We start from the raw sequence: 14,385 nt of genomic DNA, 5'->3' as shown, positions 1-14,385 counted from the left end.
GCGCGTTCTTCACTTCGCGTGCCGCGAATTTACAGGGGCCGGGATCAGCGCGAAGGACAGTAAGACGAATGCTCGGTTTGAAAAGCGACAAGACTCTCCGCCTTGCGATTCTTTCGTTGGCGGTGCTGGCTGGTGTGCAAATTCTGGTCGACGACGTTAGGGCCCAGACGCTGCGCGTCGTGACTTATAACATCGACGCGGATACCGGCGGAGCAACCGGACAATCCGGCGGCCCGACCTCGGGACCGGGCATGGCCACAGTATTGCAAGCCATTGGCGCCGCGAGCCTGGCCGGCAACTCACAGCCGATTGATGTACTTGCGCTCGAAGAGCTGTACGGCAATCCAACCACGACGTTGCAATACGTCGTCGGACAGCTAAACGCCATTTATGGCGCAGGAACCTACGCCTATGACACCACGACCGATCCTACGAATGGCAACTTTCTTACCGGGAACGGACCGAGTGGGTTTATTTACAACACCCACACGGTGCAGGATCTAGGAGCAGTCGCGATCGGCACGCCCAGCAGCAGCGGCGCGCCGCGCGATCCGATGCGTTTTGAACTGGCACCTGTCGGCTACGGCAGTGCGTCGGATTTCTATTTGTACGTCGATCATGCCAAATCCGGCACAACGGCGTCCGACTCCACACGCCGCAACATCGAGGCGACCGCGGTTCGGGCCGACGCGGCGACTTTGGGAGCCAACGCGCACATCATTTATGCGGGCGATTGGAATCTGAACGACAGCAGTGAGCAGACGTACAAGACTCTGGTCGCCAGCGGCGTCGGAAAAGCCTTTGACCCGGTGAATCCCGCGCAGAATTGGACCGACACTTCCGCATTCACCGGCATCTTCACCGAGAGCGCCACGCGGCTGCAATATCGCGACGATGTGCAATTGAGCACCGGCCCGATGCAGAATGAGTACGGCATGCAGTTGGTGCCCGGCTCTTACACGGCATTTGGCAATAACGGATCGACGGTTTACCGAGGCACCGTTGCAGCAAGCAGCAATACGGCCCTGTCGGACCTGCCGAACCAATCGGCGGTGCTCTCGGCTTTGACGACCATTACAGACCATTTGCCGGTGGTGGCGGATTACACGTTCGTGGCGCTACCCGGCGATGTGAATACCGATGGCGTGGTCAACGGTCAAGACCTGGCGCTGGTGTCGAGCAATTGGCTGGCCAGCGGCAGCGGTTTGACCGGAGACGTCAACGGCGACGGCATCGTCAACGGTCAGGACCTGGCCCTGATTTCGGCCAATTGGGGCACGACTTCCGCTGCCATGGTTCCGACGAATTCTCAAGCGGCAGGTGTGCCCGAGCCGGCGAGCATTTTGCTGTTCGCGGTCGGCGTGGGAATTTCGGCCATCGCCGCGGCCAAGCGTTGTCGCGTTCGGCGGCAAAGTTAGCGCAATTCGTCGCGCAGCGACTGCCTTGCTCATAACAACGCGCGAGTATCGACGCTCTAATGCTGACGTTCGAGCGAGAACTCAGCCACCGACTCAAGCACCGTTCGGGCGTCACTGGTGGGAAGCTGGGCGAGTTCGGCGCGGGCCAAATCGACGTACCAGCGAGCTTTGTCGCGGGTGTAGGCCAGAGCATCGCTCGCTTCGAACCATCGATCCAGCGCGCCGTCGCAATCCGGCGCATTGGTTTCCAGCGCCGCGATGATCGTGGCACGTTGCGCCTGGTCGACCTGTCCAAGCAGTCGAATCAGGGGAAGCGTCGGCTTACGTTGTTCCAGGTCGGTGCCCAGCGATTTGCCGGTCGTGTCCTCATCGCCTTGCATGTCGAGCAGATCATCGATGATCTGAAAGGCGATGCCCAGATAGCGACCAAAACGGGCCAGCGATTCTTCGACCTCGGCATCCGCGCCGGCGTAGTGTGCGCCCAGACGGCAGCAGCAAGAACAGAGTTCGGCCGTCTTGGCCTCGATGATGTCGAAGTACGCTTGCTCCGTCAGGTCATAGTTGCCCCGGCTGGCGATTTGTCGCAGCTCACCTTCGCAGACGATGTTCGTGGCTTTACCGATGGTCCGGCAGGCGAACGTCGTGCCCAGCGTGCTGGCCAGGTAGAATGAGTGCGTGAACAGGTAATCGCCCAACAGCACACTGGTTTCATTACCCCAGCGAGCGTTTACGGTGTCGAGATGGCGCCGCAGGCTGGCTTGATCGAGCACGTCGTCATGAACGAGCGTGGCGGTATGGATCATCTCCATTACCGCGGCCAGTACGAGATGATCGTGTGCGACTGTGCCCGTCGCCTTCGCGGCCAACAGGACCAAGGCCGGGCGGAGGCGTTTGCCCCCCAGGCGAAAGCTGTGTCGCACCAGCTCATCGACGAAGGGAAACTTGCTGCGCAGCTCGCTTCGCAAGATATCTTCGGCCTGAGCGAGCTCCTCAGCGATGGGATTGTACAGCCGCTCGAGCAGCCCTTTGTTACTTTCCCCGGAAACGTCAGCCAATCGGCTCATGCCTTTCCTCGACTCGCTGCCATGCGCTGTAGGTGGTTCCTGACTTCCGGCGGCCGGTCCCCAAGGGGAAGCCCGCCCCAAACACTTTAGGCGGGCGCACCTCAGTAGAGTGCTGTCGTCCTATCCTCTCGCGCGGTGTCGCTGCCGCTCCGTGGCAGATCACGCGTTCGATTTTAGGTTGCGGGAAGCTGCCTAAGCTCTCGCGCCGGGCCATCTTTTTCGCCTCTCTCTCGCCAGCACCCTAACCGCACGGCCTCTCGGGTTTTAACCGATCCAGGCACTATCGGAAACCTGCCTCTTTAGGTGCCGGCATCGCGTTGATAATGTCCGCTTCGCCCCCCCAGTTTCTCCTCGAGGCGGATAGGGCCGATTTCCAGCCCTCGATCGACGCCTTTGCACATGTCGTAAATCGTGAGTGCCGCAACGCTTACCGCGACCAAAGCTTCCATTTCCACGCCTGTTCGCGCCGCCAGACGTGCCGTGGCGCTAATCAGGATCGACTCGTCGTCGGGAAATTCAAAAGCTACTTCGACCGAGTCTAACCCCAGTGGGTGGCACAGCGGGATCAGGTCGCTGGTGCGCTTTGCGGCCATGATGCCTGCCAGCCGGGCCACTTCCAGCACATCCCCTTTGGCGACGCGGCGGTCACGCACGAGAGCGAGCGTCTCGCGGGCCATCCTTACCCGACCGCTGGCGCGCGCCATGCGTGTGGTGACGGGCTTGGCGCTGACGTCCACCATGCGGCTGGCGCCTTGCTCATCGAAATGGCTGAGCTTTCCCATCGACGTCGCGCGTCCGGCAAAGATGTAAAGTACAAGACGCCATTGTAAGCGCGGCGCGGACGGCGTCGAGAGTCGGAACCGGCGACGAACGAAACGCCGGCGCACGGTCCGGCGGGCCAATGAACAGCGGAGTTCCGTTCGTTCTGAACCGGGGCTCGCGAGATGCGCGACGCCCCTCACTGCAGAATGCGGCGCCGCCGAATGCGTGTGCGGCGCCGCAGGCGAGAGCTTGAGGGGCAATGCTGGGTCCGGGAATACCCAGCTTTGCCATAAGCCGATTCGTTCGGCTGCCTCTTTGGTTCCGAACCGTCGCGGGGGTCTACCGCGACGGGTTGATCACATGGTCGGCGAAGCGAAACACTCGCGGGTGAGTGCTTAGACGAGTTCCTTGCGGGCACCAATCAACGTGCGGACGCGTTCGGCCAAGAGAGCCACGTCAAACGGCTTCTTGAACGTCTCGTTGATGCTCGAACGATCGAAGCTGTTCGCGTTGCCGTCATCCGGCAGCAGAGCGATCAGGATCGTGTCCGAGTACTCGGAGTTGCGACGCAGGTTCTGGCAGATCTGCAGGGCTTCGGTGCGGCCGATCGAGAAATCGACGATGATCGAATCCGGATGGAAGCTCTCAGCCTGAATGCCAGCCTCGAATCCGCTGGCGGCAACCGCGACGCGGAACGAACGCTCGGCAGGAAGCTCGCGCTTCAGATTCTCGATCAGGACCTGATCCTGACCGACAATCAACACTTTCGCCATCGCTTCATCTTCCAGGTCGCCCAGCGGCATGCCGTGCTCCTTGAGGAAGCGAATCAAATACTCACGGGGAATCCGCCGGTCTTGCGAGCCGGGGATGCGATAGCCCTTCAGCCGGCCGGAATCAAACCACTTGCTGACTGTGCGGGGCGCTACTTTACAGATCTTCGCGACCTGTCCAGTTGTAAAGACCTTCATCGCAAACTCTCCAATTCGTTCACGTTGTTTGGGATCTTCGCTCTCCCGAGACGACCAGGGTCTCGGACGAGCATCAGCCCCTCGCTTGCGCACCAATTGCGACCTGCTCGCGGTCCTTCGTGCCGGCTGTGGGCAACCGGGCCGCAATTCGGGCAAGCATCTGGGTCGGGGCTCTACTTATTTGCTTGTGTCGGCTCTGGCTCAGCTCCCTCTGACCGGTGCCTTACTAGCTCCGTATCGGCATGCACTGCAATCAGCACGCAGAGAAAATCCGCAATCTAGGGAACACGCGTTCCCATCGCGCCAAAGCGGAGAGTCTCTGCTAGCTAAAAGCAAGGCAATGCGGCGAAACAGCACGGAGGGGGGAGCCGGCGCACGGGTTGACCGTAATGGCCAACCGACCAGCAAATCAGGCGTGTCTTGTGGCAGGTCCCCCCTGCGAGTTCATCCCGGCAGCACAAACCTCGGCTGAGGCGCTGTGTGCCCGATGAACTATCCGAAAGTAAGTTTCGAGAGAAAGCCGCTTGTGACTTTAGAAACTTTTTCCAATCGTAACGGCCTCCCTGATCGTGCCGCTCTTGGCGCGGACAGAAAGCCGCCTATCTGCGTGGGAACGGCCGGATGCGATCCCTGTTCGATTATTGCCGGGCGGCGGGCTTATTCCGGATTTACCGCCGGCCAAGAGAATGTGGATCACCGGCACAATCTGCACGGCACCCATAACGACTGCAGAAGAGAGTCGCTGTAACAACGGCTGCCAGCAACTAGTCAATTCACTCGCCGAGACAGCCATCGCGCGGCGATAACGCGTTGCAAGCAAGGGCAGCGAACGGCTGCGGTAAGAAGAAGGCGCGATTTAGGCAGCCTGGGTCTCGTCGTCGCTGTCGGTCTCTTCCGAGCGCTCGTCTGTCGGCGCACGTAGTTCGCCGTCGGCCGTGACGTCTTCGAATCGGACAGCCACGCGCTTCGAGACCCCCGACTCTTGCATCGTTACGCCGTACAAGGTCGTGGCGCAGGTCATGGTCTTCTTCGAATGCGTGATGACGATGAATTGCGTCCAGGCCAGGAATTCCTGCAGGACGCCGATGAAACGCTCGATGTTGGCTTCATCCAACGCCGCGTCGACTTCGTCCAGCACGCAGAAGGGGCTGGGACGAAACTGGAAAATCGCCAATAGCAGCGCGACGCAGGTTAGCGTTTTTTCGCCGCCGCTGAGCAGCGAGATGTTACGCGGTTCTTTGCCGGGGGGGCGGGCGACGATTTCGATGCCGCTTTCCAAGATGTCGGCCCCTTCGTCCAGCACGATATCGGCCTGGCCTCCGCCGAAGAGCTTGCGGAATAGCGTCTGAAAGTTCGTCCGCACCACCGCCAGCGTCTCGGCGAAAAGCCGGCGGCTGTCGGTATTGATCCGGTCGATGATTTCGACCAGCGACTGCTTGGCGCCCGTCAGATCGCGATGCTGTTCCGACAGATGGGCGAACCGCACTTCGAGTTCTTCGAGCTCGGCCAGCGCGTCGAGGTTGACGTTGCCGATGTGCGTAATTTTTCGGCGCAAATCGGCGATTTCGGCGTCGATTTCCTCACGTTGTCGACTTTCTTCGATTGTTTCGGCGGCCTCGACCACGGTCAGGTCGAGCGCGTAATCTTCGCGCAAACGATCGGCAATGGTCGTGCGGGCGTGACGAACTTCGTGTGCCGCAAGTTCTTGCGCGTGCAATTTCTCTTCGGCGTCGCGCGTGGCGGCGCGCCAGCGCTGCGCTTCGGCGAGATGCGCCAGGCGGGCCGCGCGATGAAGTTCTTCCTGCGAGACGAGCCCCGTGGTGCCGGCCAGGTTTGCCTCTTTGTCCAGGTACAGCAGCGCGAGCTCCGATTCCGTGGCCAGGACGTGCCGATCCGAATCCAAGATGCGGTCCAGGCAACGGGACAGCTCGGCCGAGGCATCGCTGACCGTGCGTCGGCGTTCGCGCTGATCTTGTTCGAGTTGCCTGGCCCGTAGTCGTAGATTGGCCAGCCGCTCCTCGCCTTTGCCGAGTTCGACTTTGACGGTCGCGACCGCGGCTTCGATCGTGGAGCGCTCGGTATCGAGCGCCGAGGTCTTCTCGGCCAGTATCGCCGCTTCGCTTTCGAGGTTGGATTGGGCAACGCGCGAGGCATCAATCCGCTCGCGCGAGGATTGCAGCGACGCCTCGATCGCGTCGATCGTTTTTGTTGTTGCGTCGAGGTCGAGCGCCAGGCGACGTGATTCTTCGTCGATTCCCGCGGCGCGATCGCGCGCTGTCTTGGTGCGCAATTGCAATTCGCCCTGCACCGACTTCAAACGCGCAGCTTCCGCTTCGGCCGCGGCACGCGCCTGCTGAGCCACGGCCGACTGGGCCGCGATCTCGGCGACGGCCGTGGCTTCTGCGGCCAGCCTTTCTTCAAGCGTCTGTACCTGGCCGTGAAGCGCGGCCAACTCGCTATGCCGGGAAATTAAGCCGGCGGCCGGCGAGCAGGGACCGAACGATAACGTTTCGTCGGCCGAGCGTGCTTCGCCTGCCAGCGTGACAAAGCTCAACCCGGGATTCGCGGCGGCCAGGCTCGTCGCGCGATCGAGTGTATCGACAATCCACGTTCGGCCCAGCAGGCGAACCGCCAGTGGGACGAACTGCGTCGAAGTGCGGACGAAATCGTCGGCCCGTCCCAAGACGCCGGGCTGGTTGTGCAGATCGACTTCGCGTGCCGCGGTGCGGTATTCGCGCGCGTCGATGGGAGTGAACGTTACCTGGCTGGGAAAGTGTTGTTGCTTTACCGACGCGATCACTTCTTCCAGCGAACCGACCACGATGTGTTGCGCCCGATCGCCGAGAGCCACTTCAATGAGCAGCGCCATCTCGAGATTGACCTGCAACAGCTCGGCGACAACTCCCTGGACATGCTGAAAGGGACCTGTGCCGGCCCCGGCTTCCTCGAGGATTTCCTTGACGGCCTCGGAATAACCTTCGCGCCGCCGCTGGAATTCTTCCAGGACCGTGGCACGCTCGCGTGCCGCTGAGAGTTGTTCGCGTAGCTGGGCGATGGCCTGTTGAATCTGGACATGCCGCGCGGTTAGCTCGGCCGATTTTTCGGCCGCGGCCGTGGCGGCATGACGCGCGTCGTCGAGCGCCGTTATCAGCTCGGTGCTCTGAGTTTGGAACGCGGCCAACTCAGTATTGATGCTCTCGCGTCCCGCGGTCAGATCGACTTGCTTCTGCTCGTGCTGCACACGACGAGTGCGAGCCGATTCCAGCCTTGCGGTGAGCGAGCTTATTTCGCTTTCCCATTGTGCGGCCCGCCGCATCTCGGCCAGGTAAGCTTCACGCGATTTGTCGGCCTCGCGGCGCAAGGTCGACAGCCGGCTGCTGACTTCCACCAGGCGGGAATCTTCGGTCGAAGTGGCGGCGGCAACGCGCGCGTATTCCGCTTCGGCCGTGCCGAGTTGCGCGGTGAGCTGCTCGAACTGCTGATCGAGCGATCCTGCGCGGACGTTCACGGCCGCCAATTGTCGGCGTAAACGATCTGCTTCCTTTTCCAACTCCACCGCGCGGCGGCGATGGTGGTCGAGCGCGGCCTCGCGCGTGGCGATTGCTTCGCGGATCTGTGCGCCGTGGGATTCGCTGGCGCGAATCGCATCGGTGGCCGCGAGGGAATTCTGCTCGGCCGTCGTGGCGGCCGATTCGCTTTGGTCGGCAGCCAGTGTCCCTTCGTCGCGCTGTCCCCGTAGAGCAGCGAACGCGCTGTCCATTTCTTCCAACTGCGCGCTCAGTTGTCGCCAGTCCGCCATGCCCACGTGGGTGCGGAGCTGCTGCATGCGGTCGGAGTATTCCTTGTAGCGGCGGGCTTTAGCGGCCTGCAGTCGGACCTGGCGGAGCCGATGCTCGACTTCGGCGACGATGTCTCCTAAGCGGAGCAGGTTTTGCTCAACGCGTTCGAGTCGCCGTAGCGATTCGATTTTCTTGGCTTTGAAGCGGCTGATGCCGGCCGCCTCTTCGAAGATTAGCCGCCGATCACGCGGCGACGATTGCAGCAGGACATCGACTTTACCCTGCTCGATGACACTGTAGGCCTCGGCGCCCACGCCGGTGCCGGAGAACAGCTCGCGAATGTCGCGCAGCCGGCACGGCTGGCGATTGAGCATGTACTCGCCCTCGCCGTTGCGATAGACACGGCGCGTGACCAACACCTCGGCGGTGTCGATCGGTAGGCGGCGGGTGCTGTTATCGAGCGTGAGAGTCGTTTCGGCAAAGTTCAACGGCGTTCGGCTGGCGGAGCCGTTGAAAATGACGTCGGCCATTTCCTTGCCGCGCAGACTCTTAACGCTTTGCTCGCCGAGCACCCACTTAATGGCGTCGACGACGTTCGACTTCCCGCTGCCGTTGGGACCGACGACGGCCGTAATGCCGCGCGGAAAGTCGAAACGGGTCTTGTCGGCAAAGCTTTTGAAGCCGACAAGTTCCAGCGCCTTAAGCATGACGAAGATTCGAGATCGTGGTTGAAGGTATGAGGACCCCGGGCGACTTGCCACCGGGCACGCCGGACTGGCCTCGAACGGCGAAAGCCATGCCGGCCAGGCCGCCCTATTGAGCCGGGGCCGTTAAGGCCCGCCGCCGGATCGACCAGGCACCGGCGTTACTTTATTGTACCCAACCACGAGCCCAGCGACCCGGCCTTCTTCTCTTCGGAATTCGTATCCGGCTCGGCGCTGAGGGGCTTCTTGTTCTTGTCCCGATCGAAGGTCCGCCGGCCATTGTCGAACAATCCGGGCACGGGATTGGCCATGGCCACGCCGGGGCCGTCCTCGACCTCGTCCTCATCCCCGTCGGGCGATACGGTTCCGCCCTCGTCCACGTGCTTTTCACCGTCGGACTGCTCGTCATCATCCGATTTCGAGGTCGAATTGCCACGGTCGTACCGGCGGCCGCCACTGGGAATCGAGTCGATCGCGAAGCGACCGGCGAGGGCTCCCTTGGCTTTGGCTTGTTGCAAGGCTTGCACGACATCGGGATAGCTGCCCCCTAGGTCGGCGATGGCCCGGATGCAGTCGTCGAGTCGCGTCGAGACGACCCGTTTCTGATCGGGTTGATTCGGCGCGAATCGAGCAATGGTGACACGATCGTCCTTGCCCGAAATCATGATTTCCTTGCCGGCCTCGAACATAAACGGGGTCGTCAAGCGTTGCTCTTGTCCGAAGACGACGATCTCGGGCCGGTAGCTGCGCGTCACGTGAACCAATTCCGGACCCATCGTATCGAGCACGTGGTAGCTGAAATGGTTGCCCAAGCGTTCGCCGCGTACCAGCGGATCTTGATCGTTCATGGCCCACAAAGCGCGGAAGGCGCCGTAACGAGTCTCGTTACTGGGCATGTCCAGCAGCTCGCGCAAGCCTTCGTAGGCGGCCAAATCGTCCATCGCGCTGAGAGCCGCCAGGGCATAAGCACGGAAGGCTGGCACATCGCGAGCAGCCTCGGCCAGCGGCGGGGCGGCTTCTTTTTGATCCAGATAGGCCAACGCTTCGGCCGCGTAGAACCGGACTTCGGCGTCAGACGATTGCAGTCCCTTTTGCAAGGTCGGAATGCCGTCCTTGCCGATCGCTTCGAGCTTGAGCGCCGACGACGCGGCCGTGATCGGGTCGAGCAATTGGCGTTCGAGCAAGACAATACGCGCCATCTGCTGGCCCGAGCTTTCCTTGAGTGCGATCGAACGCACGACTTGTACGAAGCGCTCGACGTTGTCCTTGTAACGCGGGTGGACGATCAGCTCGATATGCTGATCATCCTTCGGGTTGGCGACTCCCTTTTGGATGCCGCCGTTGTAAGTGTGAAAGCGATGATTGATCGACCGGCCAAGTTGCTCGCTGAGATGCGCGCTGCGATGGTCAGGCTTGAGAGCCAGCGCCAACGGGCGCGACTTCAGCGCGATGCCGCCGCCCAGCACTCGGCCACGGCTCATCGAGACGTGATTGTCGTCGGTGCTGTCGGCCGAGGGATCGACCAGGACCGCGCCTTGTCCCTTGGCCAGCAGACTGCCTTCGCGCACGCTGCCGTGCAACACGGCCATTTCGGCCAATCGTGTTTCCATCAGCCAACCATCGCGCAAGCTGGTCGTTCCGCTGCGGCTGGGAACGCGCACTTCGAGGTCGAAGTGGTCTCCCTGCTGAATGCCAGGACGCAAATAACCGCGCACCAGTACCAGCGAGGCCGTGCCCGAGGCCAGGATTTCGTTGGGATGCGAAACGCTGTAGGCCTTCATTTCGGCCATGAGTTCATCGCGCTGCGCCGAGGGATCGGGATCGCTGCCGGTGCCGGGCAGCCCGGTAACCAGGCCCACGGCCTCGACCTTGACCGGATGCAAGCCGAAGGGAACGGCGTAATCGCCGACGAGCTTCGTGCGGGGCATGTCGACGTCGGGCTCGGGGCTTTGCGAGCGGAAGAACGAGCTCGCACAGCCCGATAGAGCGACCAGAACGACGACAAACGACAAGCGTTCAGGCCTCATGCCACAGCGCTCCGTACGTGTGCGCCTGTCGAATCACGGCCCAAGAAAAGCATGCGCAAGGCGCACGAAGGCCGTCACTGACCAGCGCTGGCAAATGTCGCGAAAGGAAGAGAGAAAGGTAGACGGGCGGGGAAGATAGTGGCACGCTGTCGGGGCGTCAAGGCGAAGTTACCCCAACGTCACTTCAAACGCAGGTTGCCGATAACCATTCGGCTCCCCCAGTTCGCCAACGATGTTCGTGGCGCGCACATCACGGCGGGTCGTATCCCCCCGGATGAAACGGGTGGCAGCGGCAAATGCGCCATAGACCGCGCAAACTGCCGACCACGGCGCCATGCTTGCGGACGGCGCCGATAAAGTAATGGCTGCAAGTCGGCTCGTACCGGCACTGACGCCCTACGATGGGGCTAAGCGTGTACTGATAGACGCGGACGAACAGAATCAGCAACTCGCCCGGCAATCGCACGCAGCCTTGCAGCAGGGCCTTCATGGCGAATTGCTCCGCAGACGCCGGTCGAGGCGGCGGGCCAGATTCACCAGCGACGCTTGAAACGCTTGCAGTTCCGGCTGCTGGCGCGCTTGAGGAATGACGACGATGTCCAGTGGTGGCAATTGATCGCGTATCAATCGAAAGGCTTCGCGCAGCAGTCGCTTGTACCGATTTCGCACCACAGCGTTACCTACCCGCCGGGAAACGGACAGGCCCAAGCGAGGATGCCCTGACGTGGCGATGCTGGCATGCAGGCGCAACACGCCGTCGGTGGCCGTGACGCGATGGCTGAAAACGCGCGCGAAATCTCCTCGAGATTTCAGGCGATACTCCGGCGGCAATTCATGGCCGGGCATCGTTTCCATGATTGGTTTCAGCGTCGGTTTCATCATCTTCAAGATCGAGAATCAGCTCCCGCGGCGGCGGCGTAGGGACTCGGACCGGCACGCGTGACGGCGGAGTCAGTCGTGCCCAGCGGCGCACCATGCTGCCACCGAGAATGACCATCGCGATCAGCCCGATCCCTAATACGATAATCGCCAGCAGTGCTAGCAGTAGTGTGGCGCGGGTAGCCGGGTCGAGGTCGCCGGCGGGCTCAGCGGCCGCGTCGTCGGCCGCCCACAGGACGGCGGACGTCGGATCCAGGAAAGGGGCGACGACTCGCACGCCCCAGGCGTTTACCATCGCAACTCCGCTCGTGGATCGATGGGCCCCTTCTGGCACATGGCGCGAATCTGCTCAATATCGTCAGCGCTCAATTGCTTGGGGAGCATGATTGCGATTTCGGCGTACAAATCCCCAGGCGTTTTGCCGCTCTTGGCGACGCCGTGCCCCTTCACACGCAGCTTGGCGCCGCTCGAGGTCTTAGGCGGGATGCGCAGCGTGACGGTGCCACGCGGCGTCGGCACGTCGACCTTGGCCCCCTCGGCCGCTTCGAGCAGCGTGACGGGAACGCGCACGTCCAGGTCGTCGCCGCGGCGGCGAAAGAACGGATGCGGGGCGACATGCACCGTCAACAAGATGTCGCCGCTTGGCCCACCGCTGGGGCTGGGTTCGCCTTGACCGCGGAGGCGGATCTTTTTGCCGTCTTCGATGCCGGCCGGAATTTTGACGTCGATCGTGTCGACCTTGCCGGTGCCTCGCTGCACGCTGAGTTGCGCTTTGCCGCCGACCACCGCGGTTTCGAACGAGACTTCGATCTTGCTCTCCAGATCAGCGCCCGGCGTTTGCGCGGCACGGCCCCGCCGCGATTGCTTGCCAGCTCGACCGCCGCCGAGATTGCCGAAGATACTGGAGAAACCGCCTCCCTCGTCGCCACCAAACCGGTCGCCGAAGAATTGCGAGAAATCGACGTTCTCGAATTCCGGGCCCCCGGGCGCAGTGCGCCACTGCGCGCCTCCGGGCGCCGCGCCGGCACCGGCTGCCGCGGCGCTTTCGTACGAGCTGCCGTAGCGGTCGTACATTTCGCGTTTCTTCGGGTCGTTCAGAACGTCGAATGCGCCCTGTACTTCCTGGAATTTCTTCTTGGCCGTTTTATCGTCGGGGTGCAGGTCGGGGTGGAATTTTCGCGCCAGCCGGCGGTAAGCCTTCTGAATATCGTCCTGCGAGGCGTCGCGGGCGACCTCGAGTGTCTTGTAGTAATCCTCGCTCATGCGCATCCGTAAGTTGCAGACTGTCGGGGGAATTTCGCGTCGCGAGATCGCGGGCGAAGGCAAACCGGCGTCACGGCATTTTATCGCTCGTCGGCTCGTTCCAGCAAGTTGCCGCCGCTACCGCGAGCAAATTAATACTTGTGGGACCGGCACCTACAATCCTACCTTGGGCGGGCGCGATGTTCTGGGCCGGGGGCGGGCGAATCGGTAAACTTTCGACTCGGATCCAGTCGGCCGCATTATTATGCGGGGCGCATCACACGATAGGAGACTTGTTCCATGATTAGTGCGCGCAATCAAGTGCCGGGCCAAATTACCGCGGTGAAATTGGGCGAGGTGGCGGCGGAAGTCGTGATTTCAGCGGCAGGCGTCGAGATCGTGGCGGCAATCACGCGCGCCTCGGCCGAGCGGATGAAGCTGGCGGCGGGGGATCGCGTGACGGCCATCATCAAAGCGTCGGATGTGATGATCGCGAAGGATTAGCTGCGTCATGATCATGCACGCGTACCTGGCGCATTAACTTCCTTGCGCTGCCGGGGCGACGGTGCGCTTCGGCACGGCCTTGGCCATGATTTCCAGGAATCGCTGCGCCTGCGGCGATAAGAATTTGCCACGTCGGGTGACGACGCCGTAGCGCCGCGTCGGAAAGTAGCGCTTCATCGGAATGGCCGCTAGCGCCTCTTTGCCCGTCAGGCACAGACTGGCCACGATCGAGATGCCGAGTCCCAGCTCGACGTACTTCTTGATCACTTCCCAGCCGCCTGCCTCGAGCTTGACGTGGTATTTCAGCTTGTGCTTGTGGAAGACGAAATCGACCACGCGCCAGGTGGCCAGGTGCCGCGGCGGCAGGATCAACGGATGGGCCGCCACGTCGCGGATCGTGACCTCCTTCTTTTTCGCCAGCGGATGGTCGCGCGATGTGATCAGCATCGGCTCGGCCGCGAACATGTCGCGATAGTCCATGCCTTCGCCTTCTTCGGTCATGGGGCCGACGGCGAAATCGATCTGGTCCGCGCGGAGCATGGCCACGCCATCGCGGCCGGTGACGTTATGCAACTTCAACTCGATGGCCGGATAGCGATCGGCGAATTCCTTGATGAACGGCGGCAGCAGATATAGCAGCGTTGATTCGCCGGCCGCGATGTCCAACCGGCCCGCCTCGATACCGCCGCGGCGCGCCGCGAATTTCTCGCCGAGCGCATCGATCCCTTCGACCAGCGGCAGCGCCAGTTCGTACATCGTCTTTCCTTCGGGCGTCAGCGTGATGCGCGGCCCGCGCCGCTCGAAGAGCGCGGTTTTCAACTCGCGCTCGAGCGCTTGAATCTGTAGCGAAACGGTGGGCTGGCTGAGAAACATGCGCTCGGCCGCCTTCGAAACGCTGCCGGCTTGAGCCGCGAAACAGAAGCTGCGCAGCTGCGGCAAACGGCTTCCCTTGTAGGCATGTGTGAGGCGTCGTCCGGCCATAAATCAGGCGCTCCCGCGAAGCATTGATATAGCAAATGCTGAGTATTTGATTGATTG

12 protein-coding genes are annotated in these 14,385 nt (G+C 62.0%); 2 read left to right on the top strand and 10 right to left on the bottom strand.

The features are described 5' to 3' along the window. Positions 1 to 68: 68 nt before the first annotated feature. Positions 69 to 1,418 (top strand): dockerin type I domain-containing protein, encoded by a 1,350-nt coding sequence (locus VGN12_03940; GenBank protein ID HEY4308584.1) that lies wholly within the window; start codon positions 69 to 71, stop codon positions 1,416 to 1,418. Positions 1,419 to 1,474: 56 nt separating this feature from the next. On the opposite strand, the gene VGN12_03935 is transcribed toward VGN12_03940, so the two are convergent. From VGN12_03935 to VGN12_03895, 9 genes are all read right to left on the bottom strand, one after another. Then, positions 1,475 to 2,482 carry a polyprenyl synthetase family protein gene (locus tag VGN12_03935; GenBank protein ID HEY4308583.1) on the bottom strand — a complete coding sequence of 336 codons (1,008 nt, stop codon included), beginning with the start codon at positions 2,480 to 2,482 and terminating at the stop codon, positions 1,475 to 1,477. A 299-nt stretch (positions 2,483 to 2,781) separates the two neighbouring features. Further along, entirely contained in the window at positions 2,782 to 3,264 is a 483-nt protein-coding gene (gene moaC, locus VGN12_03930; GenBank protein HEY4308582.1) for a cyclic pyranopterin monophosphate synthase MoaC, read from the bottom strand. A gap of 375 nt (positions 3,265 to 3,639) precedes the next feature. Next, positions 3,640 to 4,212 carry a helix-turn-helix domain-containing protein gene (locus VGN12_03925; GenBank protein ID HEY4308581.1) on the bottom strand — a complete coding sequence of 191 codons (573 nt, stop codon included), beginning with the start codon at positions 4,210 to 4,212 and terminating at the stop codon, positions 3,640 to 3,642. A gap of 856 nt (positions 4,213 to 5,068) precedes the next feature. Further along, positions 5,069 to 8,698 carry a chromosome segregation protein SMC gene (gene smc / locus VGN12_03920; protein HEY4308580.1) on the bottom strand — a complete coding sequence of 1,210 codons (3,630 nt, stop codon included), beginning with the start codon at positions 8,696 to 8,698 and terminating at the stop codon, positions 5,069 to 5,071. A 158-nt stretch (positions 8,699 to 8,856) separates the two neighbouring features. After that, positions 8,857 to 10,722 (bottom strand): flagellar basal body P-ring protein FlgI, encoded by a 1,866-nt coding sequence (locus tag VGN12_03915; protein ID HEY4308579.1) that lies wholly within the window; start codon positions 10,720 to 10,722, stop codon positions 8,857 to 8,859. A 250-nt stretch (positions 10,723 to 10,972) separates the two neighbouring features. Further along, complete coding sequence (yidD, locus tag VGN12_03910) at positions 10,973 to 11,212, bottom strand: membrane protein insertion efficiency factor YidD (GenBank protein HEY4308578.1); 240 nt, start codon at positions 11,210 to 11,212, stop codon at positions 10,973 to 10,975. Next, positions 11,209 to 11,577: a ribonuclease P protein component gene (gene rnpA / locus VGN12_03905; GenBank protein HEY4308577.1), complete on the bottom strand. Its 369-nt coding sequence runs from the start codon at positions 11,575 to 11,577 to the stop codon at positions 11,209 to 11,211. The genes yidD and rnpA overlap by 4 nt, the downstream gene beginning before the upstream one ends. Next, positions 11,555 to 11,896 carry a hypothetical protein gene (locus VGN12_03900; protein ID HEY4308576.1) on the bottom strand — a complete coding sequence of 114 codons (342 nt, stop codon included), beginning with the start codon at positions 11,894 to 11,896 and terminating at the stop codon, positions 11,555 to 11,557. Before VGN12_03900 ends, rnpA begins: the two co-directional genes overlap by 23 nt. Then, positions 11,890 to 12,864 (bottom strand): DnaJ C-terminal domain-containing protein, encoded by a 975-nt coding sequence (locus tag VGN12_03895; protein ID HEY4308575.1) that lies wholly within the window; start codon positions 12,862 to 12,864, stop codon positions 11,890 to 11,892. Before VGN12_03895 ends, VGN12_03900 begins: the two co-directional genes overlap by 7 nt. 279 nt (positions 12,865 to 13,143) lie before the next feature. Here VGN12_03895 and VGN12_03890 point away from each other — a divergent pair, with 279 nt between their 5' ends. Continuing rightward, a complete protein-coding gene (locus VGN12_03890; GenBank protein HEY4308574.1) occupies positions 13,144 to 13,347 on the top strand; it encodes a TOBE domain-containing protein in 204 nt (67 codons plus the stop codon). 33 nt (positions 13,348 to 13,380) lie between these two features. Here VGN12_03890 and VGN12_03885 read toward each other — a convergent pair whose 3' ends face one another. Then, complete coding sequence (locus VGN12_03885; GenBank protein ID HEY4308573.1) at positions 13,381 to 14,328, bottom strand: LysR family transcriptional regulator; 948 nt, start codon at positions 14,326 to 14,328, stop codon at positions 13,381 to 13,383. Between the last annotated feature and the right edge of the window lie 57 nt (positions 14,329 to 14,385).

The organism is Pirellulales bacterium, assembly GCA_036499395.1.
Taxonomy (GTDB): domain Bacteria; phylum Planctomycetota; class Planctomycetia; order Pirellulales; family JACPPG01; genus JACPPG01.
This window is presented reverse-complemented; position numbering and strand designations above follow the sequence as displayed.